This is a genomic window from Sphingomonas sp. SP6 (genome assembly GCF_058313435.1).
The window spans coordinates 634404-659067 of record NZ_JBZFLG010000002.1; the positions used below are offsets into that span (position 1 = coordinate 634404).

General features: G+C 70.7%; 30 protein-coding genes and 1 tRNA gene. 13 read left to right on the forward strand and 18 right to left on the reverse strand.

The annotated features are described in order from the left end of the window. Window positions 1–38 precede the first annotated feature (38 nt). The 13 genes from AC4GYY_RS08780 to AC4GYY_RS08840 all read right to left on the reverse strand — a co-directional run bounded on the left by AC4GYY_RS08780 (window position 39) and on the right by AC4GYY_RS08840 (window position 9208). Window positions 39–2288: a DUF2460 domain-containing protein gene (locus AC4GYY_RS08780; protein ID WP_491119888.1), complete on the reverse strand. Its 2250-nt coding sequence runs from the start codon at window positions 2286–2288 to the stop codon at window positions 39–41. 1 nt (window position 2289) lies between these two features. Next, entirely contained in the window at window positions 2290–2835 is a 546-nt protein-coding gene (locus AC4GYY_RS08785; RefSeq protein ID WP_491119889.1) for a tail tape measure protein, read from the reverse strand. Next, the gene (locus AC4GYY_RS08790; protein ID WP_491119890.1) at window positions 2828–2971 is read right to left on the reverse strand and encodes a phage tail assembly chaperone; all 144 of its coding nucleotides are present in this window, start codon (window positions 2969–2971) and stop codon (window positions 2828–2830) included. The genes AC4GYY_RS08785 and AC4GYY_RS08790 overlap by 8 nt, the downstream gene beginning before the upstream one ends. Window positions 2972–3144: 173 nt before the next feature. Then, complete coding sequence (locus AC4GYY_RS08795) at window positions 3145–3453, reverse strand: gene transfer agent family protein (RefSeq protein WP_491119891.1); 309 nt, start codon at window positions 3451–3453, stop codon at window positions 3145–3147. Window positions 3454–3523: 70 nt separating this feature from the next. After that, complete coding sequence (locus AC4GYY_RS08800) at window positions 3524–3931, reverse strand: phage major tail protein, TP901-1 family (RefSeq protein WP_491119892.1); 408 nt, start codon at window positions 3929–3931, stop codon at window positions 3524–3526. Between the two features lie 125 nt (window positions 3932–4056). Beyond that, on the reverse strand, window positions 4057–4458 hold the full coding sequence (gene gp17, locus AC4GYY_RS08805; protein ID WP_491119893.1) for a tail completion protein gp17: 402 nt from the start codon (window positions 4456–4458) through the stop codon (window positions 4057–4059). Continuing rightward, the gene (locus AC4GYY_RS08810; RefSeq protein ID WP_491119894.1) at window positions 4455–5000 is read right to left on the reverse strand and encodes a head-tail connector protein; all 546 of its coding nucleotides are present in this window, start codon (window positions 4998–5000) and stop codon (window positions 4455–4457) included. Before AC4GYY_RS08810 ends, gp17 begins: the two co-directional genes overlap by 4 nt. Before the next feature lie 178 nt (window positions 5001–5178). Further along, window positions 5179–6177: a phage major capsid protein gene (locus AC4GYY_RS08815; RefSeq protein WP_491119895.1), complete on the reverse strand. Its 999-nt coding sequence runs from the start codon at window positions 6175–6177 to the stop codon at window positions 5179–5181. Window positions 6178–6280: 103 nt separating this feature from the next. Next, the gene (locus tag AC4GYY_RS08820; protein ID WP_491119896.1) at window positions 6281–6688 is read right to left on the reverse strand and encodes an HK97 family phage prohead protease; all 408 of its coding nucleotides are present in this window, start codon (window positions 6686–6688) and stop codon (window positions 6281–6283) included. A gap of 86 nt (window positions 6689–6774) precedes the next feature. Next, window positions 6775–7068: a DUF6127 family protein gene (locus AC4GYY_RS08825; RefSeq protein ID WP_491119897.1), complete on the reverse strand. Its 294-nt coding sequence runs from the start codon at window positions 7066–7068 to the stop codon at window positions 6775–6777. Further along, window positions 7065–8153, reverse strand: a complete 1089-nt coding sequence (locus tag AC4GYY_RS08830) for a phage portal protein (RefSeq protein ID WP_491119898.1) — start codon at window positions 8151–8153, stop codon at window positions 7065–7067. The genes AC4GYY_RS08825 and AC4GYY_RS08830 overlap by 4 nt, the downstream gene beginning before the upstream one ends. A 66-nt stretch (window positions 8154–8219) precedes the next feature. After that, entirely contained in the window at window positions 8220–8879 is a 660-nt protein-coding gene (locus tag AC4GYY_RS08835; protein WP_491119899.1) for a spermidine synthase family protein, read from the reverse strand. Continuing rightward, window positions 8879–9208, reverse strand: a complete 330-nt coding sequence (locus AC4GYY_RS08840) for a DMT family transporter (RefSeq protein ID WP_491119900.1) — start codon at window positions 9206–9208, stop codon at window positions 8879–8881. Before AC4GYY_RS08840 ends, AC4GYY_RS08835 begins: the two co-directional genes overlap by 1 nt. A gap of 118 nt (window positions 9209–9326) precedes the next feature. Between AC4GYY_RS08840 and AC4GYY_RS08845 the strand changes: the two genes are divergently transcribed. Next, window positions 9327–9734, forward strand: coding sequence for a DUF4844 domain-containing protein (locus AC4GYY_RS08845; protein WP_491119901.1), 408 nt, complete (start codon window positions 9327–9329; stop codon window positions 9732–9734). Between the two features lie 34 nt (window positions 9735–9768). On the opposite strand, the gene AC4GYY_RS08850 is transcribed toward AC4GYY_RS08845, so the two are convergent. The 3 genes from AC4GYY_RS08850 to AC4GYY_RS08860 all read right to left on the reverse strand — a co-directional run bounded on the left by AC4GYY_RS08850 (window position 9769) and on the right by AC4GYY_RS08860 (window position 12032). Continuing rightward, window positions 9769–11091 (reverse strand): DNA-packaging protein, encoded by a 1323-nt coding sequence (locus AC4GYY_RS08850; RefSeq protein WP_491119902.1) that lies wholly within the window; start codon window positions 11089–11091, stop codon window positions 9769–9771. After that, window positions 11088–11570, reverse strand: a complete 483-nt coding sequence (locus AC4GYY_RS08855) for a hypothetical protein (RefSeq protein ID WP_491119903.1) — start codon at window positions 11568–11570, stop codon at window positions 11088–11090. Before AC4GYY_RS08855 ends, AC4GYY_RS08850 begins: the two co-directional genes overlap by 4 nt. 388 nt (window positions 11571–11958) lie before the next feature. Continuing rightward, a tRNA-Gln gene (locus tag AC4GYY_RS08860) sits at window positions 11959–12032 on the reverse strand. A 191-nt stretch (window positions 12033–12223) separates the two neighbouring features. Here AC4GYY_RS08860 and AC4GYY_RS08865 point away from each other — a divergent pair. From AC4GYY_RS08865 to AC4GYY_RS08880, 4 genes are all read left to right on the forward strand, one after another. Then, on the forward strand, window positions 12224–13225 hold the full coding sequence (locus AC4GYY_RS08865) for a Ppx/GppA phosphatase family protein (RefSeq protein WP_491120242.1): 1002 nt from the start codon (window positions 12224–12226) through the stop codon (window positions 13223–13225). Further along, complete coding sequence (locus tag AC4GYY_RS08870; RefSeq protein WP_491119904.1) at window positions 13222–13899, forward strand: RlmE family RNA methyltransferase; 678 nt, start codon at window positions 13222–13224, stop codon at window positions 13897–13899. The genes AC4GYY_RS08865 and AC4GYY_RS08870 overlap by 4 nt, the downstream gene beginning before the upstream one ends. A 284-nt stretch (window positions 13900–14183) precedes the next feature. Next, on the forward strand, window positions 14184–14708 hold the full coding sequence (locus AC4GYY_RS08875; RefSeq protein ID WP_491119905.1) for a sterol desaturase family protein: 525 nt from the start codon (window positions 14184–14186) through the stop codon (window positions 14706–14708). A 12-nt stretch (window positions 14709–14720) separates the two neighbouring features. Further along, window positions 14721–15059, forward strand: a complete 339-nt coding sequence (locus tag AC4GYY_RS08880) for a PilZ domain-containing protein (RefSeq protein ID WP_491119906.1) — start codon at window positions 14721–14723, stop codon at window positions 15057–15059. Between the two features lie 95 nt (window positions 15060–15154). Here the strand turns inward: AC4GYY_RS08880 and AC4GYY_RS08885 are convergent, their stop codons facing one another. Further along, on the reverse strand, window positions 15155–16090 hold the full coding sequence (locus AC4GYY_RS08885) for a ribose-phosphate pyrophosphokinase (protein ID WP_491119907.1): 936 nt from the start codon (window positions 16088–16090) through the stop codon (window positions 15155–15157). A 77-nt stretch (window positions 16091–16167) separates the two neighbouring features. On the opposite strand from AC4GYY_RS08885, the gene AC4GYY_RS08890 reads away from it, so the two are divergent. The 8 genes from AC4GYY_RS08890 (at window position 16168) to AC4GYY_RS08925 (ending at window position 23453) form a co-directional block, all read left to right on the forward strand. Continuing rightward, entirely contained in the window at window positions 16168–17490 is a 1323-nt protein-coding gene (locus AC4GYY_RS08890) for a glutamate--tRNA ligase (protein ID WP_491119908.1), read from the forward strand. Between the two features lie 102 nt (window positions 17491–17592). Next, window positions 17593–18252, forward strand: coding sequence for an energy transducer TonB (locus AC4GYY_RS08895; RefSeq protein WP_491119909.1), 660 nt, complete (start codon window positions 17593–17595; stop codon window positions 18250–18252). A 54-nt stretch (window positions 18253–18306) separates the two neighbouring features. Beyond that, a complete protein-coding gene (locus tag AC4GYY_RS08900; RefSeq protein ID WP_491119910.1) occupies window positions 18307–18654 on the forward strand; it encodes a hypothetical protein in 348 nt (115 codons plus the stop codon). Window positions 18655–18677: 23 nt separating this feature from the next. Then, the gene (ribD, locus tag AC4GYY_RS08905; protein ID WP_491119911.1) at window positions 18678–19643 is read left to right on the forward strand and encodes a bifunctional diaminohydroxyphosphoribosylaminopyrimidine deaminase/5-amino-6-(5-phosphoribosylamino)uracil reductase RibD; all 966 of its coding nucleotides are present in this window, start codon (window positions 18678–18680) and stop codon (window positions 19641–19643) included. 1 nt (window position 19644) lies between these two features. Continuing rightward, on the forward strand, window positions 19645–20256 hold the full coding sequence (locus AC4GYY_RS08910; protein WP_491119912.1) for a riboflavin synthase: 612 nt from the start codon (window positions 19645–19647) through the stop codon (window positions 20254–20256). Next, the gene (ribB, locus tag AC4GYY_RS08915; protein ID WP_491120244.1) at window positions 20237–21391 is read left to right on the forward strand and encodes a 3,4-dihydroxy-2-butanone-4-phosphate synthase; all 1155 of its coding nucleotides are present in this window, start codon (window positions 20237–20239) and stop codon (window positions 21389–21391) included. The genes AC4GYY_RS08910 and ribB overlap by 20 nt, the downstream gene beginning before the upstream one ends. A gap of 145 nt (window positions 21392–21536) precedes the next feature. After that, window positions 21537–21956: a 6,7-dimethyl-8-ribityllumazine synthase gene (gene ribH, locus AC4GYY_RS08920; protein ID WP_491119913.1), complete on the forward strand. Its 420-nt coding sequence runs from the start codon at window positions 21537–21539 to the stop codon at window positions 21954–21956. A gap of 129 nt (window positions 21957–22085) precedes the next feature. Continuing rightward, the gene (locus AC4GYY_RS08925; RefSeq protein ID WP_491119914.1) at window positions 22086–23453 is read left to right on the forward strand and encodes a cytochrome P450; all 1368 of its coding nucleotides are present in this window, start codon (window positions 22086–22088) and stop codon (window positions 23451–23453) included. A gap of 34 nt (window positions 23454–23487) precedes the next feature. On the opposite strand, the gene AC4GYY_RS08930 is transcribed toward AC4GYY_RS08925, so the two are convergent. Then, complete coding sequence (locus tag AC4GYY_RS08930) at window positions 23488–24564, reverse strand: alkene reductase (protein WP_491119915.1); 1077 nt, start codon at window positions 24562–24564, stop codon at window positions 23488–23490. Window positions 24565–24664 lie beyond the last annotated feature (100 nt).

A 24664-nucleotide genomic window follows, 5' to 3' on the forward strand; every position in this document is an offset into this window, starting at 1 on the left:
GAGCGAAGTCGAAGCGCCGTCTCGAAGGGTCCGAAGACCTATTCCCGCACCTCGACCAGCGGCACGCTCGCCGCCTCGCCTGCCAGAAAGGTCGCGCGCGTCACGCTCAGCCGGTCCTGCGCGAACCGCACCGGCACGTCGAACGCGAAGCCGGCCGTCACCACCACGCCGGTGGGCGGCGCGACATCGAACGCGACGATCCCGCCGTCGACGGCGAACGCCGCCGTCTCGACCCCGTCGAGGAACACGCGAACCGAGCCTGCGACCGGCCGCGTCACCCGCCGGGTCGTCTCGCCATAGCGCCGCACCAGCGCGAACCGCGTCTCGACTCCGTCGCCTTCGCCCAGCACCTCGCCGACGCCTTCGCTGTCGAACGGATCGCGCAGCCGGAACCCGCGCGCCGGTCCCATCCGCGCCCGGAAGAACGCGAGCAAGGTCTGGATATCCGCCTCGCTGCGCACCCCGGCCCCGACGTCGTAGCGCGTCCGCGCCTCCGCCCAGGCGGCGCTCCGGGTCTCGTACCCCGCCGCGCTTGCCACCACGCTCGTCCGGAACTCCGGCGCGACCTCCGCCTCGCGCCCCAGCGCGATCGGGAACAGCACGTCGTCGAAGGCGTCCATCTCGTCCTCCCCGTCCCACACCACCAGCCCGTCGCGCAGCACCTGCGGCAGCGCCCAGAGGTACGCCCGCCGCACCCCTCGCGCGCGCGCCGCCCCCGTCGCCGCGACGATCCGCTTCCACTGCCGCGCGTCCTCCGGCCGCAGCACGAACCCCGACAGATACTCCTGCGCCTCGGCCGGATAGCCCAGCCGCGCCGTCGCCTCCGCCGCACCCTTGGCGCTGTCGCGCGTCCGCCCCGCGGTCACCCAGTCGTAATCCTCGAGCTGGAGCACATCGAACGCCGGCGGCGCCCACCCCAGCGGCAGGTTCGCCCGCTTCAGCTCGGGCGCGGCCGGATCCAGCACCGTCGGCAGATAGGCGAGCAGATAGGTCGCGCACCCCGGATGCTCCGCACGCACCGCCGCGGTCAGCGCCGCGGTCGACGCCGCCAGCCGCGTCCCCGCGCGGTTGAGCGTGTTCCGCTGCGGCCCGGTCAGCGCCCCCCGCACATCGGCGATCGGCACCGGCGCGAACGCCGCCACCGCCGCCGCGTCATAGAGCGCGATGCGCCCGTCGGCCGACGTCCACCACCACGGCTCGCCCACCTGGACTTTCGGCGCGAGCCCCGCCGCCACGCCGATCCCGACGAACGCCCGCGCCGCCGCCTGCACATAGGCCATCGCCGCGCCGTTCACCGGCGACAGCAGGGCCGAGGGCGGCTCCCACCCGGTGAGCGCCGGCGAGCCGTCGGCGTACCGCTGCTTCCACGCATCGGGGCAATGCTCCGCGAACAGCTCGTACGACACCGACCAGATCACATCGTAGCCGAGCGTCTTCGCCCGCGTCGCGAAATCCCGGTGCCACGCCGCGCAGGCGACGTTCAGCGCCCCGCCGTTCGTCGTCACCATCCCCCCGTCGAGCCGGAAAGAGTGGCTCATGCCCACGTAGTGATCGATCGCCCCGCGATACCCCAGCGCCAGCGCCTGCCGCAGCACCCGCTCGGGCGTCAGGTTGTACGCATCGTCATACCCGGTCGCGATCCCCAGCGAATGCTCCGGCAGCACCGCGTCGCCGACCGAGAGCACCGCCCCCGGCCCGTCGCAGCGGATCGCGGACAGCTCCGCCCACCCCTCCGCCGCCACCGCCAGCGGCGCATCCGCCCCGGTATAGCCGGGCGGCACCAGCGACACGAACATCCGGTCGACATCCCCCGCCCACACCGGATCCGCCTCCCCCGGCAGCGCGAACCCGCCGTCGACGTGCGCGAAGTCGATCGCCACCGCCGCATCCTCGGGCGACCCGACCGCATAATTCCACAACCGCACGTACCAAGACCGCGCCACGCCCCCCGCGTCGCGCCCCTCGATCGTCAGCACCGGGCCGTTGATGGCGTCGAGCGCGCGCACCCCCGCCGACCGCCACCGAAAGCTCAGCCGGCAGCCGCGAAAGTCCCGCGCCGTCCCGTACCTGAGCAGCGGATGGTCGTGCCGATCCTCCGCCTCCCAGATCAGCCCCGCCAGATCGTCCTGCCGGTAGAACACGGCATCGACGCGAAGCGCATCCGCCGCGATCGTCGTCACCGCCGCCATCATCGGCCGCGGGAAATTGACCGTCCAATAGACCGGGTCGAACCGCGACATCGTCCCCTCGGCCCGACCCTTGGCGTCGCTCACCAGGCACCACCCCATCTCACGCCTCCATCAGCGCCGCACGGACCGCGCGCGCGACCTGCCGGCTCGATTGCCTGAGCGCCGCCGGCGCCGCGTCCGCGGCCGCATTGACCGTGATCGCCACCCGCACCTCGCGCGCCGCCCCGCCTGCCGGAACCACGGTTCCCGCCGACGCCGGCACGATCAGCTCCGGCCCGCGCTCGCCGACCCAGTACGGCCGCCCCGGCGACACCGCTCCGCCCGTCGCCCGCCCCGGCGCACCCCCGACCAGCAGCGCCAGCGCCGCGCCCAGCCCACCGCCGCCGAGCAATCCGTCGATTCCGCCCCGCAGCGCCGACGCCGCGATCGCGTCCATGACCGACAGCGCGCTCCGCCGCAGGTCCTCGAACCCCAGCTTGCCGGTCCTGACCGCGCGCAGCAGCGAGGTCTCGATCGCGGCCCCCGCGCGCGCCGCCCCCGCCGCCAGCGGCCCGTCGAGCGACGCCTGCAACGCCGCCACCTCGCGCGCGACATTGCTCGCATCGCCGCGCATCCCGGCCAGCAGCCGGTCGATCTCGTCATCCATCGGGAAACCTCTCCTTGAGCCGCGCCACGACCGAGGCATCCACCCCCGGCGCATCGCCGCTGACCGCGCGCACCAACGCCCCCAACTCCGCCGGCGTCGCCCGCCAGAAGGCGTCGGGCGACCACCCGAACGCCACCCCGGCCAGACCGGCAAGGCGCAGCGCGGCCCCACTGAAATCCTCCCCGCTTGCGGGGAGGTGGCGAGCGCAGCGAGACGGAGGGGGCTCTCCTCCTCGGGCCGCTAGAGGAGGAGAGCCCCCTCCGTCAGCTTCGCTGACACCTCCCCGTAAACGGGGAGGATCGGGCGGACTCACCGCCCCCCCAAGATCTGCGCCAGCAGCACCCGGAGCACCGGCGTCACCCCCGCCAGCCCGGTCGCCACCACCGCCTCCCCCAGCCGCTCGCGCGTCACCCCCTCGGGCGCGTCGTGCAGGCAATGCCAGAACAGCGCGACCGTCTCGGCCAGCGCCAACCCGCCGGACGCCGCCCGCTCGACCAGCGCGAACAGCGGCCCCAATTCCCCCTCCGCCGCCACCAGCGCCGAGAACGTCGGCCGCAGCACAACCTCGACCCCGCCGACCCGCAACGACGCCTCGCCCCGCACCGGATTCGCGCTCATGCCTCACCTCCGTTCGTCCTGAGTAGCGACTGAGCGGAGCGAAGCGCAGTCGAAGGCGCGTATCGAAGGATCACGCCGCCACCACCGCGCCGGAACTCTCCAGCGACAGCGTGTAGGTCCGCTCCCCATTGAAATCCCCGGCATAATCCAGCCGGGTGACCAGGAACTTGCCCGTCATCGTCTCGCCCCCCTCGAAGGTCAGCCGGTAATCGTCGAGCACGCCCGACAAGGCGCTCGCCTTCACCCGCGCCTCCGCCGCCGAGCCGGTGAACACCCCCGCCGCCGACACCGCGACGCTCCTGACGCCCGCGCCCGACAGCAACTGCCGCCACCCGCCCGAATCCTTGTTGGTGACCACCACCGCCTCGCCGCTGACGGAGAGCTGCGTCGTCCGCATCCCCGCGACCGTCGAGAAGGTCGGCGACGGCTGCCCGTCCCCGACCTTCAACAGGAACGCCGATCCCTTCTCCACCGCCATGTTATCTCTCCCCAAATCGTCACCCGGGCAGCACTATCCGCTTCCCCGGCGAAGGCCGGGGCCTAGTCTCGGGCTGCGTCGTTACTGGGCCCCGGCCTTCGCCGGGGAGGCGTGAGTGGGCTCCCTCACCCATCCACCCGCCACACCCGCACCGCGAACTCGCTCATCGCCATCCACCGGTCACGCGCGCTCGCCCGCACCACCCGTTCGCGCGCGAGAACGAAGCCGGTCGCGCGCCATCCGCCGCCCAGCTCGCCGGCGATCGCCTCGACCGCCTCTGCGATCACTCCGACCAGCGCGCGCATCCGCCACGGCTGCTCGCCGGCGTCGTGCAAGCTCACGGTGACGACGCCGCCGCGCCCGACCAGCCCCTTCGCGCTCGCATCGCGAAGCTCCGGTTCGCCGACCACCGCATAGGGAACCGTGCCCCGCACCGGCGGCGCATCGAACACCGCCACGCCCGCGAACTCGTCCCGCGCCTTGAGCGCCGCGACCACCGCCGCCTGGATCGCCGCCCCCGCGCTCACGCCGCGACCTCCGAGCGAGACGGCCACGCCAGCCGCATCCGCCGATACGGCCGCCACAGCGCCGCCACCGCCGCCGGCGGCTGCGCTCCCGCATCGCGCCGGTCGAACAGATGCGCCGCCAGCAACACCACGCCCTGCGCCAGCGGCGCATCGAGCGCGTCCCAGCTCACGGCCAGCCCCGCCGAATACTGCACGGTGAGGGTCGCCGACCCACCGGTCAGCCGCACCCACCCCCGCCCCTCGGCGTCGATGTCGACCGCATAGGCCTCGACCGCCAGCGCCACGCCGTCCGCATCCAACACCGCGTCGATCGACGCCACTGGCTGCTCCGCCAACGCCGCCCATCCGCTCGCGGCCGGCACCCGCTCCTCGACGCCGCGCCGCACGAACAGCGCCCCGGTGAACGCCTCGCCGATCGCGATGGCGGACGCCGCGGCCTGCTCCACCACCGCCTGCTCGGCCGAGCCCTCGATCCGCAGAAACGCGCGCACCGCCGCCACCGCCGAGGCCAGCGCCGCGCCGGAAATTGGAGATATTGTCATGATCTTCTCCAGTCCTCCCCGAGCTTGCTCGGGGAGGGGGACCAGCGAAGCTGGTGGAGGGGCACGGGCGGTCATCCCGCACCGTGCCAAGTCGCGGCAAGCCCGTCAGACGAGGACGGCGTTGCCGTCCTCGCTGCCCGGCCTTGCCGAGTCTTCGGATTGCTCGCGCAATCCGAAGCTAGGCTGCGGCGAACTTCATCACCTTGATCGCCTCGCTGTTCGTCACGCACCCGCCGACGCGCTTGGTCGCGTAGAAATTGACGAACGGCTTGTTCGAATACGGATCGCGCAGGATCGCCGTCTCGCTCCGCTCCGCGATGACATAGCCCAGCTTGAAGTTGCCGAACGCCAGCGACAGCGAGTTCGCCGCGATATCCGGCATGTCCTCCGCCTCGATCACCGGATAGCCGAGCAAGGTCGCCGGCTGCCCCGCCGACAGGCTCGCCTGCCATACGAACGCGCCATCAGACGTCTTGAACTTGCGGATGCGCGCCAGCGTCGCCGCGTTCATCACCCAAACCGCGCCCTGCCGGTACGGCGCGCGCAGCGCCTGCACCAGGTCGATCAGCCGCTCCTGCGGCGCGCTGCCGAAATCCCCCGCGGCTCCGCTCGCCAGATACTGGAGCGTCCCGAACGCGCGGCTCGCGTCGCCCGTCGTCGCAGTCGGCTGCTGGAGGAACCCCTTGGGCCGGTTGGTCCCGTTGCCGCTCACGAACGCGGTCCCCTCCGCCTTGGCGAACTCGGCCGCGATCTCGCCGGCGAGCCACTCCTCGACGTCGAAGGTCGCATCGTCGAGCATCGCCTGCGACGCGCTCGGATTGGCGTAGAGCTCGCCCATCGGCGGCGCGATCTCGTTGAAGGTCGGCGTCGCGGTCTCGGTCCGAGCGCCCGTCTCCGCCGCCCAGCCGCTCGGCGTGCCCCCCGTCGTCACCAGCTTGCGATACCCCGCCGAGCCCACCCGGACGACGTTCGCCACCGACCGGATCGGGCTCGCCGCCTTGAGCGCGGCGTCGATCACCGCGTCGATCTCCTTGGGGATCGCATAGCCGCCGCTGTCCCCCGTCACCCCGGTGAACGCCTTGGTCTCCAGCGCCAGCCCCGTTCGCACGAAGCCGCCGAACGCACCCGTCCCCCGCCCGGCGCCTTCCAGCGCCGGCCGCACCATCACTTCGCTCATGATATTCTCCAATATTCCCTCTCCCCGCTTGCGGGGAGAGGGAGGGAGCCGGTCGCAGACCGGCGGAAGGGAGAGGGGCAGTCCGCCCAACCCCCGGCAAAACTCAATCGACGCTGGTCACCCTCGCCCGCGGCTGCATCGCCACCGCCACCAGGCTCACCTCGACCAGCTCTGCGCGCACGATCGCCCGATACGCCCCCTGCTCGACGACCCGAGCACGGTACCCGACCGAAAGCCCCCGCAGCGCCCCGCACCGCACCAGCCGCGCGACCTCGGGATCAGAGACATCCGCCTCGATCCACACCCCCCGCGGATCCTCCCCGATCGCCAGCATCTCCCCGACCGGCGGACCCCGATGCTGCCACAAGAGCGGTACCGGCGAGGCCTCCCCGAACGCCCCGGCGCGGATCACATCGCCAACCCGGTCCACCAGCCCGAACACAGCGGCATAACCGGTGATGCGAACCGTCTTCTCCCTCTCCCCGCTTGCGGGGAGCGCGGGGTCAGCCATGCCCCCGGCATGGCTTTGATCGCGCGGGGCGCGATCAACCCCGCGCTGGTCGGGGAGAGGGGCAGTCGGAAGCGTTCGCAGCAGGATCACTTCACCCACTCCCCGAACCCCAATTTCATCGCCAGCACCCCAAGCAGCACCGCGCAGACCCACCCCGCGACCGACTTCCACGCCGACCTTTTCGCATCCCGCCACGCCCCCAGCAGCTCGCGCAGCTCGGCCACATCCCGCGTCGCCCCCTCGTCGGCGAGGCCCAGCCGGGTCAGCGCCCGCGTTGCTCCCAACTCCCCCGCTTCCTCCGCGATCGCCCGCAGCGTCGCCAGGTCCGCACCGCGCTCGCTTCCCTGCGCGAGCAGCTGCGCCAAGACCGAGCCGGTCACTTCGCCCACCCCGTCATCTGCCTTTTCTCCTCGTCGCTGATGAAGGTCGCCGCGGAGACCATCCGCCACAGCCGCTCGCGGTCCTCGACCAGCGCCGGCACCTTGTCGGGATCGACCGTGATCGCGGCGTCCGCGACCCACCCCGCCAGCCCGCGCGAAAGCTCGCCCAGCACCCATTCCGCCATCGGCAGCACCGTCAGCCGCCACAGCGCCCGGTTCGCCTCCTTGTAATTGGCATGGGTCGAATCCCCCGGCAGCCCGAGCAGCATCGGCGGCACCCCGAAGGCGAGCGCGATCTCACGCGCCGCCGCCGCCTTGGTCTCGGCGAAGTCGAGATCGGCAGGCGTCAGCGACAGCGCCTGCCACTTCAGCCCGCCCTCGAGCAGCATCGGCCGCCCTGCATTGGCCGCGCCCGCGAACCCCGCCTCCATCTCCGCCTTCAGCCGCCGGAACTGCTCCGCCGACAGCGCCGAACCGTCCCCCGGATCGTAGACCAGCGCCCCCGACGGCCGCGCCGCATTGTCGAGCAAGCCCTTCGCCCAGGCGCTCGCCGCATTGTGGACCGCAATTGCCCCCGACGCCGCGCCCAGGCACCCCAGCCCGTAATGATCGTCGAGCGGATGATACCCCCGCAGGTGGATCACCTCCTCGCACGGCAACCGCGCCGTCCTCGCTCCGACCCGGTAGAGATACGCCGCCGGCCACCCGAACCCGTCCGCCTCCACCGCCACCCGCTCGGGCCGCAGCGCGAACAGCTCCACCGCTTCGCCCTCCGCCCCGCGCAGCACCTGCACGAACGCATCGCCGTGGAGCAGCAGCTGCGCCGCCACCGTCCCCAGCACCCGCGTGGTGACCAGCGCCTTGGTCGTCTCGCTCGCATCGAACGGCGTCCCCCCGACACCGTCGGCGACCAGCTTCACCGCCCGCTGCGCCACCGGATTGCCGAGATACCCCGCGCGCACCTGCGCCTCATACCCCTGCGGCCCAAATGCGAACGGGGCCCCCTGCGCCGCCCCGATCAAACCGGCACGCGCGAGCGCCGGACGCGCCTCGACGCGCCCGGGCTTCCACCCGAACAATTTCATTCTACCCTCCGCTCATCCTGAGGAGGCGCTGAGCTTGTCGAAGCGCCGTCTCGAAGGACCCGTGCGCTAGGAGCGCACCCCCACCCAGATCACGTGCCGCGGCCCCTTCCCGTTCTGCCGCGCCCGCACGACATGCTCGCTCACCGCGAACCCCGCGCTCGCGAACCGTTTCGCGAACGCCGCATCCGGCCCCGCCGACCACACCGCCAGCCGCCCGCCGGGCCGCAGCGCCTCCCGCGCCGCCGCCAACCCGCCTGCGCGGTACAACCGGTCGTTCCCTGCGCGCGTCAGCCCGTCCGGCCCATTGTCGACATCGAGCAGGATCGCGTCCCACGGCCCGTCGCGGATCACCGCCGCGACATCGCCCTCGACCACCCGCGTCCGCGGATCGTCGAGGCCGCCCGCGGTCAGCTCCGCCATCGGCCCCCGCGCCCAGTCGAGGATCGCCGGCACGATCTCCGCCACCGTCACCTCGACGCCCGGCCCCAGCACCGCCAGCGCCCGCCGCAGCGTAAACCCCATCCCATAGCCGCCGATCAGCACCCGAGCGCCATCGCCCAGCCCGCCACACGCCAGATCGACCAGCGCCTCCTCGGACCCGCTCATCCGCGAGGTCATCAGCTCGTTGCGCCCCAGCGTGATGAAGTAATCCCCACCCCGCCGGTACAGCCCCAGCACCTCGCCCTCGGGCGCCACCGTCTCGCCGAGCTTCTCGCGCGGGATCATCAATGCCCCGCCGTCTTCGAGAACAGGTTCATCACCAGCACCCCCGCAACGATCATCGCCATCCCGGCGACCGCCGCGCCGTCCAGCTTCTGCCCCTGAAACGCCCAGGCGATCCCCGCGATCGTCACCGTCCCGACCCCCCACCAGATCGCATAGGCCACCCCGGTCGGGATCGTCCTGAGCGCCAGCGACAGGCAGAAGAACGCGACCAGATAGCCGATCGCCACCACGATCGTAGGCCCGACGCGCGTGAACCCCTCCGATTGCTTCAGGAACGAGGTCGCGATCACCTCCGCGACGATCGCGATCCCGAGGAAGAGATAGCTCATCCGTCAGGCGATACGGGCCGCACCCGCCCCCGGCAACCGTGCCTAGACCGGCGCGAATGTCCGGGTTTGGGGGTGAGCGGACATTGCCGCGCACCCGCCGCCGCGCCATTCTGCGGCCATGCACCGCTTGCGACTCGCCGCTTTAGCCCTGACGGTCCTTGCCGCCTGTGGCAGCGCTTCGCCGCCCGGAACGCCGCATAACAGACCCGCGCTCATGACGATCCTGCAAGAAACGAAGTTCTCGCCGCATGGCGAGTATACAGGTGCCGACACCCCAGAAGATCAAGCGCCGTTGCGGGCGGCAGTGGACGACAGCATCCGTGACATCGATGCTATGCCTGACCCGCTCGATTCAGGCGAAGTGCGCCGCCGCCTCGGCCAGCTTTTGGAGAGGACCGACACGTTCGCGACGGAAGATCGGGACGAGGTTGGGCGCTACGCAGTCCGCATTTGGCGTGCGGCAGGCTTTAAAGAGGACAGCGGCTTGTTCCCCGTAGGCGATGATCGCGCACTCGCTCTTCCCTGATCAAGCGTCGCCTTTTGAGCGTTAGCGCACCCCCTCACAACCCCCGCACCGCCACCTCTCCCCCGCCGCCCAGCATCAGCTCGGTCATCGCCCAGACGCACGCATCCGCCCGGTCCGGCGAGCGGCCCGGCCCCTCGTACGCGCCGCCCCGCACCAGCCCGCAGAGCTCGTCCTCCAGCGCCGGGAACACTCCCGCGTGCCACGCCTCGCCGCGCTCATAGAGCGCGACCACCGGCTCGGCCCGCACCACCTTCCCGTGCCGCGCATGGACCACCGTGATCGGCAGACGCCGCGACGCGCCCCTGAGCAGGCTGCGCACCATCTCCCCGCCCTGGTTGCCTTCAGCCACCACCCGGTCCGCCGCGACCCGCTCGGCGCACCCCGCCACCGCGCGCGCCCAGCCCTCGGGCGAGGCCCCCACCACGCTCGCATCCTCGATCACATAGGCGCAGCCGTCCTCGCCCCGAGCCACCGCGACGATCCCGCACGCATCGCCGCCGACCCCGGCGGGCGGATCGACCCCGACCACCACCCGCACCCGCTCGCAAATCATCTCGCGCCGCTGCCGCTCGATCAGCGCGCGCGACCAGAGCGCGCCCGCCACCTCCGCGATCAGCTCGCCGTCCAGCTCCTGCCGCCCCAGCAGCGTCCCGCCATAGGTCTCCGCCATCGCCGCGACGAACGCCTCGGGCAGGTACGGATTGTCCCCCGTCCGCCCGCGCCCAAACGCCCCATCCTTCTCCGCCAGCGCGATCACCCGTCGCATCAGCGCATTGGTCCTGGGCGTCGTCGTTACCAGCACCCGCGGCTGCTCCCCCAGCCGCATCGTTAGCCGCAGATTGTCCCAGGTCGCGTCGCCGTTGCGCCACTTCGCCAATTCGTCGCACCAGGCGATATGATGCTCCGGCCCACGCAATTTCTCCGGAGCCTCCGCCGAATAGACCGTCGCCACCGCTCCGTTGGGCCAGCGCACCTCGCCCGTCTGCGCGCGCCACGCCGGCCATTCGTCGTCGCGCGCTACCGTCAGCACCCCGCTCGGCCCCTTGAGCATCACCCGCACCGCATCGTCGATCGTCGCCCCGACCAGCGCCACCCGCGCATCGGGCGTGGCGCGCACGAACCCGCTCACCCACTCCGCCCCCGCGCGCGTCTTGCCGAACCCGCGCCCCGCCTGGATCAGCCACACCCGCCAGTCGCCGGGCGGCGGGGCCTGTCCCTTGAGCGCCCAAGCCTCCCACTCCTCGTTGAGCGTCCGCGTCATGGCGTCGGGCAGCCCTGCCACGATCCTCTCCTGCGCCTCGGGCGGCAGCGTCGCCAGCCATGCGATCAGGCGCGGCAGCTCGTCACCCCGCTTCACGCGCCCGTCGCCGCGCCATCGACGAGCAGCAGCGCTTCTGATGGAACGGACTGCGGCAGACCCAGCCGACGCGACTGAGTGCGCAGCTTGCTCAGCAGCAGCGCCGCGGCAGCATCGCGCGACGCGCGAAACGTCGCCGCCACCGCGTCGTTCGTCGCCTGCGCCACCACCGGCTTGTACCGGTTGAGCAGCTTGAGCGCGAGATCGACATCGAGTCCGCCGATCTCGGCGTCCTCCTGCTCGTCCTTCAATCCCAGGGCGCGACGGATCAGCGCCAGCTCGATCCGGTCGTAGCCCGCCAGCAGCGCCATCCGCCACTGATGCGCAAACGCCGGGTCGATCAGCCGGTGGTGATAGACCGTCGTTCTCGAAACGCCCGCCGCCTCCGCCGCCGCTCGGATATTCGCCGTCACGGACAGCCGGGAGAGGAACGTGTCCCGTACGCCTTGAGTGAAACTGAAAGCCTTGCGCTTCGCCATCGCCCATCCCCCACGCATCACGGCCGGACGCCGCGGAGGGACCCCACCCCCGCGCCGCCCGGCCGCTTTCACCACTCTCGAATTCGCCGAAGATCGCGTCGGCCCCGCCCGACTCACGATACTTCAGCGTTCGCCGAAGCGCGGCAGCCGGCGTGTGTCCGGCTGACTCGCGCGAGACCGACGGGCGGGCGTCAGCCCGTCCGACGACGCGGCGCCGCCGCGGCCCGGTTCGCACCGTCGCCGCAACCCGACTCGCGAATCTTCAGCGTTCCTGTTATGTACCTGAACAGCGTGACGCTGTCAACCCGTTTTAACCGGATCGGTTCGCCAGCACGCGCTCGCGCACCGCGCCGGAGGGCACGCTCCCCGCGATCGAAGCTGAAGGAAATGGATGCCCGACAAGGATTCGAACCTTGATTGACGGAGTCAGAGTCCGCTCTCTTACCATTAGAGGATCGGGCAACTAGGCGGGCGCCTCTAGGCGCGGGCTCGCCCGCTTGTCAATCGTCGCGCGTCGCCCGCCGCGCCACCGCCGAGCGCCAACCTTGCCGCGGACCGGCGCGTCGGCTAGTTTCACCGCCAGACACCGAACGGGCGATCTCGCCCGCGACGGACAGAACAGAAAGCATGACGGCATGGGCACGGTCCCCGACATGCCGTATCGGCCGCAGTCAGAGGACGGTCGACCGGCTCAGGCCCCGCGGTCCGGCGGGTATCCCAGGCAATTCGCCGCGCTCGATCTGGGCACCAACAATTGTCGGCTGCTGATCGCGCGCCCGCAGGGCGACGGCTTCGCGGTGGTCGACGCCTTTTCCCGGATCGTGAGGCTGGGCGAGGGGCTCGCCACCAGCGGGCGGCTCTCCGACGCGGCGATCGCGCGCACGCTCGCCGCGCTCAAGGTCTGCGCCGACAAGCTCCGCCGCCGCCCGGTGACGCTCGCCCGCTCGGTCGCGACCGAGGCGTGTCGGCGGGCGTCGAACGGCGCCGACTTCATCGCCCGCGTCCGCGAGGAGACGGGCATCCGGCTCGACATCATCTCGGCGGAGGAGGAGGCGCGGCTCGCGGTGCTCGGCTGCCACGTCCTGATCGAGCCGGGCGACGGCCCGGCGCTGATCTTCGATATCGGCGGCGGCTCCACCGAGCTGGTGCTGGTCGACACGAAGCCGACGATCCCGACCGTGGTCGACTGGCATTCCGCGCCCTGGGGCGTCGTCTCGCTGACCGAATCGACCGGCGGCCCGACCCATGGGCTGGCTCCCTATGCCGAGATGAAGCGGCTGGTCGCGGCCAGCTTCGCGCCGTTCGCCGCGCGGCTTCCCACAAGCCCCGTCAACCCGCGGCTGCTCGGCACCTCGGGAACGGTGACGACGCTCGCGAGCGTCCACCTGGGGCTCAATCAATATGATCGCTCCGCCGTCGACGGGCTGATCGCCCCGGCCGCCGCGATGCGCCGGATCAGCGCCGAACTGGCGGGCAAGACCCTCGACGAGCGCGCGGCGCTGCCGTGCATCGGCCGCGAGCGCGCCGATCTCGTGGTCGCTGGCTGCGCGATCCTCGATTCGATCCTCGATCTCTGGCCCGCCGAGCGGCTCGGCATCGCCGACCGCGGCATCCGCGAAGGCATCCTGCGCCGGCTGATGGCGAGCCGGCCGTGAGGGGGCCGATCCAGGGGCGCCAGCGCGTCCGCACCGCGCGCAGCCGCTCGCCGCAGTCGACGCGCTGGCTCGAACGCCAGCTCAACGATCCCTATGTCCGCCGTGCCAAGGCGGAAGGCTATCGCAGCCGCGCGGCCTACAAGCTGGTCGAGCTCGACGAGCGCTTCGGCTTTCTCAAGGGCGCACGCCGGGTGATCGACCTGGGTCTGGCGCCCGGCGGCTGGAGCCAGGTCGTCCGCCGCGTCCAGCCACAGGCGGTGGTGGTCGGGATCGATCTGCTCCCGGTCGACCCGATCGACGGCGTCACCATCCTCCAGCTCGACTTCATGGCCGATGCCGCGCCCGCCGCCTTGTCCGACGCGCTGGGCGGCGAGGCGGATCTGGTGCTGTCCGACATGGCCGCGAACACCGTCGGCCATGCGCAGACCGACGCGCTCCGGACGATGGCGCTGGTCGAGGCGGCGCACGCCTTCGCGATCGAGGTGCTGCGACCGGGCGGCGCCTTCGTGTCGAAGGTGTTCGCGGGCGGCGCCGATTCGGCGCTGGTCGCCGAGATGAAGCGCCATTTCACGACCGTGAAGCACGCCAAGCCCCCCGCCAGCCGCAAGGGCTCGGTCGAGTGGTTCGTGGTCGCGCAGGGCTTCAAGGGGCGGCCGACGAGCACGGACGAATGACGGCGATCCTGATCACCGGCGCGGGCGCGCGGTCCACGGCGACGCCGTCCACACCTATGTCGGCAGCACCTATGTCGGCAGCACCGCGCGGCGGCTGGCGTTCGGCGCGCGCTGGATGCCGGGTCGCGTGCGCCGGATGATGCGCGCGCAGGTGTTGGGCGGCGAGCGGCGGCGACCTTAGCCGCTCGTTCCCGGCCGCAGGGGGCGAGCCGGCCGGGCGCGTTGCGGCCGCGCGGCCGTTCCCCCCGGTGGCGGCCGGCCGCCCAAGCTCCTATAGAAGGACGATGCCCTGGCCCTTCGGTCTTGCCCTGTTCGTCGCCACCATCGCCGGGATGGAGGGCTTCGCCTATGTCATGCACCGCTGGGTGATGCACGGCCCCGGCTGGTTCCTCCACGAGAGCCACCACCGGCCGCGCACCGGCCGGTTCGAGCTCAACGACCTCTACGGGGTGATCTTCGCCATTCCGTCGATCGTGCTGATCCTGGGCGGGGTCCAGCTCGGCTGGTGGCAGGGCTGGGCGTGGATCGGCGCGGGGATCGCGGGCTATGGCGCGATCTATTTCGGCTTCCACGACGTGATCGTGCACGAGCGGGTCCGCACCCGCTATCTCCCGCGCTCCTCCTACATGAAGCGGATCGTCCAGGCGCACCGGCTGCATCACGTCGTCGGGACCAAGGCGGGCACGGTCAGCTTCGGCTTCCTGGTCGCCCCCAGGCCCGAGGCGCTGAAGGCCGAGCTCAAGCGCCGCGGTCGCGCCGGCGTGCGCCCGCCGGCCGCGGTCCGGTCGGGCGCGTTTGCCGAAAAGTAACGTTCGGGGCGCATGACGCGGGGCATGGACCACCCTGTACCGCTACCGACTCCGGGTGAAGGCGAGGAAGCCCGCCACGCGCTGCGCAAGGCGGTCAAGATGCGCGCCCACCTGCGCGATCGCGGCACCACCCGGTTCGAGATCGAGGTCGTCGACCTCTCCACCACCGGCTTCCGCGCGCAGACCAGCTTCACGCTCTGGCCGGGCACGACCGTGTGGCTGACGTTGCCGGGCCTCGCCGGGCTCGAGGCGGTGGTCGCGTGGCGCGACAAGTACCGCTACGGCTGCGCCTTCACCAAGCCGCTGCATCCGGCGGTGTTCGATCACATCGTCGCGCTGGGCGAGGCGTAGGCGCGGCCACGCCCGCGCCGTTCGCGCAGCGAACGCCTCGGCCCGGCCGGCGAGCGTAGCTCGGCCGACGACGCGGGCTTTGCCCGCGGCAGACCTCAGTCAAACAGGCTCGACACGCTCGCCTCGTCGCTGATCCGCCGGATCGCTTCCGCCAGCAGCGGCGCGATCGTCAGGTGCCGGATGCGCTTGGCGCCGGCGATCACCTCGTGGCTGCCGATCGAATCGGTGATCACCAGCTCGCGCAGCGCCGACGCCTCGACCCGCGCGACCGCCCCGCCCGAGAGCACGCCGTGGGTGACATAGGCGACGACGTCCTCCGCCCCCGCTTCCTTGAGCGCCGCGGCGGCGTTGCAGAGCGTGCCCGCCGAGTCGACGATGTCGTCGATCAGGACGCAGAACCGCCCCTCGACGTCGCCGATGATGTTCATCACCTCTGATTCGCCCGCGCGCTCGCGGCGCTTGTCGACGATCGCGAGCGGGGCGTTGTCGAGCCGCTTCGACAGCGCCCGCGCGCGCACCACGCCGCCAACGTCGGGGGAGACGACCATCAGGTTCTTCTCGCCGAAGCGCGCGTGGATGTCGGCCGACATCACCGGCGCGGCGTAGAGATTGTCGGTCGGGATATCGAAAAAGCCCTGGATCTGCCCGGCGTGGAGATCGACGCACAGCACCCGGTCCGCGCCCGCGACGGTGATCAGGTTGGCGACCAGTTTGGCCGAGATCGGGGTGCGCGGCCCTGGCTTCCGGTCCTGCCGGGCGTAGCCGAAATAGGGGAGGACCGCGGTGATCCGCCGGGCCGACGCGCGCTTGAGCGCATCGGTCATGATCAGCAGCTCCATGAGGTTGTCGTTGGTCGGATAGGACGTCGATTGGAGCACGAACACGTCCTCGCCGCGGACATTCTCCTGGATCTCGACGAACACCTCCTCGTCCGCAAACCGACGGACGAGCGCGTCGGTCAGCGGCAGCTCGAGATACCGCGCGATGTCGCGCGCGAGCGGCAGGTTGGAATTGCCGGTCATCAGTTTCATGTGAGGCGCCCTTTCGATCCGCCGCCATAGGGGCCGGGGGTTTGAAGCGCAAAGGGGGCGGCCTAGAGGCGTCCGCCATGACCGTCACCCGTTTTGCCCCCTCTCCGACCGGCCGCCTTCACGTCGGCAACATCCGCACCGCGCTCCACAACTGGCTGTGGGCGCGAAAGACCGGCGGGCGGTTCCTGCTGCGGATCGACGACACCGACGCCGAGCGGAGCGAGGAGCGGTTCGTCGAGGCGATCCGCGCCGACCTCGCGTGGCTTGGGCTGGCCGCCGACAACGAGGTGCGGCAGTCGCAGCGGTTCGCGCGGTACGAGGCGCGGTTCGCCGAGCTGGTCGCGGCGGGACGGATCTATCCGGCGTACGAGACCCAGGCGGAGCTGGAGCTCCGACGCAAGGTCCAGCTGGGGCGCGGTCTGCCGCCGGTGTACGATCGCGCCGCGCTCTTGCTCGGCGACGCCGACCGGGCGCGGCTGGAGGCGGAGGGAGTGCGGCCGCACTGGCGATTCCGGCTCGACCACGACTCGCCGATCGCCTGGGACGATCTGGTTCGTGGGCCGCAGCAGTTCGATCCCACGACGATGAGCGACCCGGTGGTGCGGCGCGCCGACGGGTCGTGGCTCTACATGCTGCCGAGCGCGATCGACGATGTCGACCTCGCCGTCACGCACGTCGTGCGCGGCGAGGACCATGTCTCGAACACCGCGCTCCAGCTTCAGATGTTCGCCGCGATGGACGCGCCCGCGCCCGCCTTCGCGCATGCCGCGCTGCTGACGGGGACGGAGGGAAAGCTGTCGAAGCGGCTCGGCAGTCTCGGCGTCGATCATTTTCGCGAAGCCGGGATCGAGCCGGCGGCGGTGCGCGCACTGCTCGCGCGGATCGGGACGAGCGACCCGGTCGAGCCGTTCGCCGAAGCGGAGCCGCTGATCGAAACGTTCGACTTCGCGCGGTTCGGACGCGCGCCGGCGCGGTTCGACGAGGCGGAGCTGGCGGCGCTGAGCGCGCGGATCGTCCATCGGCTGGATTATGCCCGTGTCGCGGCCCGTCTGCCCGCCGGGATGAGCGAGGCGGAGTGGCTGGCGGTTCGGCCCAACCTGAAGACGGTCGCCGAGGCGGCGGACTGGTGGGAGGTGATCGAGGGGCCGATCGACGCGCCCGAGCCGGGTGGGGACGCCGAGTACCTCGGCACGGCGGCGCGGGTCGCGGGCGAGATCGATTGGTCTGCGGACCCGTGGCACGCGCTCACCGCGGCGCTCAAGGCGGAGACCGGACGCAGCGGAAAGGCGCTGTTCCTGCCGCTCCGCCGTGCCCTGACCGGGCGCGATCACGGCCCCGACATGGCCGGGTTGCTGCCGCTGATCGGACGCGAGCGGGCGCTGGCGCGGCTCGGAAGGTGATGGAGGCGGCGCCAGACGGCCCAGGTCCCGCTTGTGCTGCCCGTGTTATGGTGTAACATCGCATGCGCCGGGAGCCCGGTTAGGAGAACAGGAGAGGTCACGATGGATACGGGACGATATGAAGGCGCGCATGGTTTCCGTCTGGGAAGCGCGCTGGCGGCGCTGGGGCTGAGCGCGGCGATGGTGAGTGGATTGGTGATCTCCTCACCGGCGATCCGCGAGGTGTTCCGTCCGCCACTCATCGTTACGAACATCCCGCTCGCCCAGCCCAAGCCTGAACCGGAGCCCGAGATCGAACCCGTCGTCCAGATGCCCATTCAACGTGTGACTCGGCCCGACCCGATCGTGACGAGCGATCTGATCGCGCCGGACGACAAGCCCTTCACGATCACCCCGGTCCCCGGCCCGGCCGCGGGTGCCGGGCTCGATCCGATCACGATCCTGCCGCCGCAGCCGACACCGACACCGACACCGGTGACGATCGGCGCGACCATGGATGCGCGCTACGCCCGCGACTTCCAGCCGCCTTATCCTCCGTCGGAGCAGCGCGCGGGGCGCGAGGGGCTGGTGAGCGTGCGGGTGCTCGTCGGCATCGACGGACGGGTCCGTCAGATCGAGCGGATCGCCGCGGCGAGCGAAGCCTTCTGGACGGTGACGCGGCGCCAGGCGCTTGCCCACTGGCGCTTCCGTCCGGCGACGCGCGACGGCGTTGCGATCGAGGCGTGGCGCGAGCTGACGGTACGGTTCGTCATGCCGGAATGACCCGCGGACGGGCGGGGCTGGCCCGAGCGCCCGCCCCGCCCTATCTTTTGCCGCATGCGATTCCTCGCCCGCTTCTCGCCGCTGCGCGCCCTGCTCGACCTGCGACGCTATCTGGCGTCGCGCCCGCCGCATGAACTCTGGTTCATGATGGCGGCGCTGGCGATCACCGGCGGCGTGCTGGTCCTGTTCGTCAAGGATTCGACGATCGCGCCCGAATATCGGCCCAACATCATCTACGTCCATCAATGGCGCGCCGACCGCACCGATGCCGAGATCGTCGCTCAGCAGAAGATCGATCAGGTCCAGCGCGACAAGGACGCCGCCGAGCAGAAGAAGCGTGAGGCGCAAACGCGCGCGCAGTTCAAGACGCTCGACGACGGGCTGAAGAAGTACGGGATCTGACCGAAGCCGCCGATCAGCGCTGGATGGGCGCGGCGCTGACGCTCGCCGAGCGGACCCGCGGGCGGACCGCGCCCAATCCCAATGTCGGCTGCGTGATCGTGCGCGATGGGATCGTCGTCGGGCGAGGTTGGACGCAAGCAGGCGGGCGTCCCCATGCCGAGGCGATGGCGCTGGCCGAAGCGGGCGAGCGCGCGCGGGGCGCGACAGCGTACGTCACGCTCGAGCCGTGCGCGCATCAGTCACCGCGCGGGCCGGCGTGTGCGGACCTGCTGGTCGCGGCGGGAGTGGCGCGCGTGGTCGCGGCGCTGCGCGATCCCGATCCGCGGACCAACGGCGCGGGGCTGGCGCGCCTTGAGGCGACGGGAGTCGCGACTCGGATCGGTATTCTCGCCAAAGAAGCGGCGCGGAGCATGGCCGGATTTCTGACGCGGCGGCGGTTCGGGCGGCCGTTCGTGACGCTCAAGCTCGCCACCTCGCTCGACGGCTGCATCGCGCTGGCGTCCGGCGAGAGCCGCTGGATCACTGGACCGGAAGCGCGCGCGCACGCGCATCTCGAACGCAGCCGTCACGAGGCGATCCTGGTCGGGCGCGGGACGTGGGAGGCGGATGCGCCGCGACTCGACGTGCGGCTGGCGGGGATGGAGGGTCGGTCGCCAGCGCGGGTGATGCTCTCCTCCTCCACCGTCATCCCGGCCTCAAGCCGGGGTGGCGGAGTTCTTCGGATCGCTCGGCCAGCCGACATCGCCGCCCTCCCCGGCGATCACCTCCTCGTCGAAGGCGGGGCGCAGACCGCGGCGGCGTTCCTCAAGGCGGATCTCGTCGACCGCCTTCTCCTCTACCGCGCACCGGTCCTGATCGGCGGCGGCCTGCCTTCGCTCGCCTCGCTCGATCTGATAACGTTGACAGAGACGCATGGACGGTGGAGATCGACCGACGCCCGCGCGCTTGGCAGCGATCGGCTCGAAGTCTACGAGCGGGCGCGAGGATAGGATGTTCACGGGAATCGTCAGCGACGTCGGCAGGATCGAGCGCGTGGAGCGGCGTGGCGACACGCGCGTGACCATCGCGACCGCCTATGACACGGCTACCGTCGACATGGGCGCGTCGATCGCCTGCTCGGGCGTGTGCCTGACCGTGGTCGACAAGGCGCCGGGCCGCTTCACCGTCGACGTCTCGGGCGAGACCCTCAGCCGCAGCGCCGAGGGCATGTGGAACGAGGGCCGCGCGCTCAACCTGGAGCGCGCGATGAAGCTCGGCGACGAGCTGGGCGGGCACATCGTCACCGGACATGTCGATGGGGTCGCGACCGTGCTGGGCGTCTGTCCCGAAGGCGATTCCAAGCGGATCGGCTTCCGGGTCGATGCGGCGCTCGCACCCTTCCTCGCGCCCAAGGGCTCGGTGACGATCGACGGCGTCTCGCTGACCGTCAACGACGTCCGCGATGAGGAGGACGGCACCCATTTCGCGGTCAACGTCATCCCGCACACTCAACAGATGACGACGCTGGGCGGGATCGCGTCGGGGCAAGCGGTCAACATCGAGATCGACGTCCTCGCGCGCTATCTCCAACGCATGGAGCATTATCGTGGCCGTACCCGCTGAAGTCTCCCGCCTCCGCCACGGCTATCTGTCCTCGCCCGAGGAGATCGTCGACGAGGCCAAGAACGGCCGCATGTTCATCCTGGTCGACGACGAGGATCGGGAGAACGAGGGCGATCTCGTTATCCCCGCGCAGATGGCGACGCCCGAGAAGATCAACTTCATGGCCAAGCACGGCCGCGGGCTGATCTGCCTCGCGCTCACCAAGCGCCGTGTCGACGAGCTCGGGCTGGGGCTGATGAGCCGCAACAACGGGACACGGCACGAGACCGCCTTCACCGTCTCAATCGAGGCGCGCGACGGCGTGACGACCGGCATCTCGGCCGCCGACCGCGCCCGCACGGTGGCGGTGGCGATCGATTCGTCGAAGGGGCGCGACGAGATCGTGACGCCCGGACACGTCTTCCCGCTCGTCGCGCGCGACGGCGGCGTGCTGGTGCGCGCGGGCCATACCGAGGCGGCGGTCGACGTCGCGCGGCTGGCCGGGCTCAATCCCTCGGGCGTGATCTGCGAGATCATGAACGAGGACGGGACGATGTCGCGCCTCGACGACCTCGTCGCCTTCGCCCAGCTCCATAATTTGAAGATCGGCACGATCCGAGACCTGATCGCCTATCGGAGGCGTCACGACCATCTCGTCGAGAAGCGCGCGGAGCTGCCGTTCCACTCACGCTGGGGCGGCGACTGGCGCGCGCTCACCTTCCACAACAAGGCGACCGGGGACGAGACGATCGCCTTGGTCAAGGGTCGGATTGATCCCTCGAACCCGACGCTGGTGCGGATGCACACCGCGTCGTGGTTCGTCGATATGTTCGGCGAGACCTCCGAACGTTCCGGGTTGTTGTCGCGATCGATGGAGCTGATCGCCGAAGAGGGCACCGGCGTCATCGTCGTCATCAACCGGCCGATGAAGGACTCGGTGAGCCGCTTCATCAAGCTGCGCGCGGAAGGGAAGAGCGCGGGCGCGCCCGAGATCGAGGAGTTGCGCGACTACGGCGTCGGCGCGCAGATCCTCGCCGAACTGGGGGTGGAGGAGATGGTGCTCCTGTCGAACACCCATCACACTTTGGTCGGGCTCGAGGGCTACGGCCTGTCGATCGTCGGCGAGCGCGCGATCCCGGGGACGGGCGGAGAGTAATCGTAGATCCTCCCCGTTTACGGGGAGGTGGCAGCCCGCAGGGCTGACGGAGGGGGCTCTCCGCCAGCGATATCGCTTGTGGAGAGCCCCCTCCACCGCCTTCGGCGGTTCCCCTCCCCGTAAACGGGAAGGATCGGAGTTTTGAATGGCCCACCTGCTCATCGTCGAAGCCCGCTTCTACGATCACTTGAACGACATGCTGATCGCCGGCGCGCGCGCGGCGATCGACGCGGCGGGGCACACCCACGAAGTGCTGACCGTTCCCGGCGCGCTCGAAGTGCCGGGCGCGATCGCGATGGCGACGGAGGCGGGCCGCTGGGATGCGTTCGTCGCGATCGGCGTGGTGATCCGCGGCGAGACGTACCATTTCGAGATCGTCTCGAACGAGAGCGCGCGCGGGCTGATGGCGCTGACGCTCGACGGCATTCCCATCGGCAACGGCATCCTGACCACCGAGAACGAGGCCCAGGCGATCGCGCGCGCCGACCCTGCCCAGCTCGACAAGGGCGGCAGCGCGGCGATCGCGGCGCTGGCGATGCTCGATCTGCGCGAACGGCTGGGGTGACAGACCCCGTTCGTCCCGAGCAAAGTCGAGGGACAGGCTGCCTCGACTTCGCTCGGCACGAACGGGAGTTGGGGCGTTGCCTCCCGGCCTCGGCTTACTTATACTCGTGTAAGTAACGGGAGCCGCCTCATGCCCTACGCGCACACGATCGAAGCCAATCCGCACTGGTTGCCCAAGAACGCGCCGCGCTCGCTCGATGCGATCCCGGGCGAGCGGGGACTGCCGTTCGTGGGCAACACCTTCAAGGTGCTCAAGGACCCGCTCGCGCACACGCGGCAGATGCAGGCCAAGTACGGGTCGGTCTATCGCAACAACAGCTTCGGCGGCGATTCGGTGGTGCTGCTCGGGCCCGACGCGAACGAGCTGGTGCTGTTCGACAAGGACAAGAACTTCTCGTCCGAACAGGGCTGGGGCCCGGTGCTCAACCTGGTGTTCCCGCGCGGGCTGATGCTGATGGACTTCGAGAAGCATCGGCAGGACCGCAAGGCGCTGTCGGTCGCGTTCAAGCCCGAGCCGATGCGCCATTACGCCGAGCAGCTCGACAAGGGCATCGCCGCGCAGGTCGGCGGCTGGGCGAACCGGCCGATCAAATTCTACGACGCGGTCAAGGCGCTGAGCCTCGATCTCGCGGCGGCGAGCTTCCTCGGTGTACCGCTCGGGCCGGAGGCGTCGAAGATCAATCAAGCGTTCGTCGACGAAGTCGCGGCGTCGGTGTCGCCGATCCGCTCGCCCTTGCCGGGGACGTCGATGCGTCGCGGGGTCAAGGCGCGCGAGTATCTCGTCGAGTTCTTCAATCGCGAGATCCCGGCGCGGCGCCACGGCGACGGCCAGGATTTCTTCTCGCTGTTCTGTCGCGCGACCGACGAGGCGGGCGAGCCGCTGCCTGCGGACGCGATCGTCGATCACATGAACTTCCTGATGATGGCCGCGCACGACACCATCACCTCCTCGGCGACGAGCATGGTCATGCTGCTGGGCCGCAACGTGGAATGGCAGGACCGGCTGCGAGAGGAGGTGCGGTCGCTCGGCAGCAACGACGGATCGATCCCGCACGGTCAGCTCGACCGGCTGGTCGAGACCGAATACGCCTTCAAGGAATCGCTCAGGCTGATGCCGCCCGTGCCCTCGATCCCGCGCCGCGCGCTGCGCGACTTCGAGTACGGCGGATATCACATCCCCGCGGGCACGTTCGTCGGCGTCAACACCGCCTACACGCACCACATGGCCGAGCATTGGCCCGATCCCGACCGCTTCGATCCGCTGCGCTTCACGCCCGAGGCGTCGAAGGGCCGCCACCGCTTCGCCTGGGTGCCGTTCGGCGGCGGCGCGCACATGTGCATCGGGCTGCACTTCGCGACGATGCAGATCCGCATCCTGATGGCGCATCTGCTGTCGCGCTACCGGATCGAGCTGGCGCCGGGCGCGGGCAACGCCTGGGAGATCTTCCCGATCCCCAAGCCCCGCGACCGGCTGCCGCTGACGTTCGTGCCGGTGTGATCCGTGCTCCCGCCGGCGCGGGAGCACGGGACGGTCACGCGGCCTCGGTCTCGAGCGCCGGATAGTCGGTGTAGCCTTCGGCGCCGGGGGCGTACCAGGTCTTCGGATTGTCCTGGTTGAGCGGCGCGCCGCGGCGGAAGCGCTCGACGAGATCGGGGTTGCCGATGAACTTGCGGCCCCAGGCGATCGCATCGGCGACGCCGGAGTCGAGATCGCGCTGCCCCGCCTCGAACGAATAGTCCTGGTTCAGCACCAGCGGGCCGCTGAACACCTTGCGGATCTGAGGGCTGAGCTTCGGCACGGTGGACGCGCCGAAGGTGCCGTCGGCGGACTGCTCGCGCAGCTCGAGGAAGCCGATGCCCAAATCGTTGAGCATCTTCGCGGCTGGCACGAACACGCTTTCGGGATCGCTGTCGTCCGCGCCCTGTGTCTCGCCGTTGGGCGAGAGGCGGATCGAGGTGCGCGCCGCGCCCGCCTCGGCGATCACGCGCTCCATCACCTCTCGCATCAGCCGCAGCCGGTTCTCGGGGCTGCCGCCGTAATCGTCGGTGCGGTCGTTGACGCCGTTGCGCGTGAACTGGTCGATCAGATAGCCGTTCGCGCCATGAACCTGGACCCCGTCGAACCCGGCGGCGAGCGCGTTGCGGGTGGCGGCGGCGTAATCGTCCTGGATGCGCTTCAGGTCGTCCACGGTAGCGACGCGCGGCGTGTCGTAGGGGTTCTTGTCGGGCACCGCATAAGGCGCCTGGACGGCCGCGGACGACACCGATTGCATCCCGGTCGTGTCGGGGCGTGCGAGCCGGCCCATGTGCCACAGCTGCGCGACGATCCGCCCGCCCGCATCGTGGACGGCCTCGGTCACCGGCTTCCATGCCTCCACCTGTTCGTCGGTCCACAACCCCGGCGCGTTCGGCCAGCCGAGCCCTTCGCGGCTGATCCCGGTCGCCTCGGAGATGATCAACCCGGCGCTCGCGCGCTGGCGGTAATAGTCGATCATCAGCTCGGTCGGGACGTGGTCGGCGGTGGCGCGGGTGCGGGTGAGCGGCGCCATGAGGATGCGGTTGGGCGCTTCGATCGCGCCCAATGTGATCGGGTCGAAGAGTGACGGCATGGAACCCCTTTCGCGTTGCGGTTTGCTACCTGACTTCGCCGACATAGGCGGTTAGGGGGCGGGGTGCATCAGACCTCCGCCCCAAGAAAAGCTACATCCC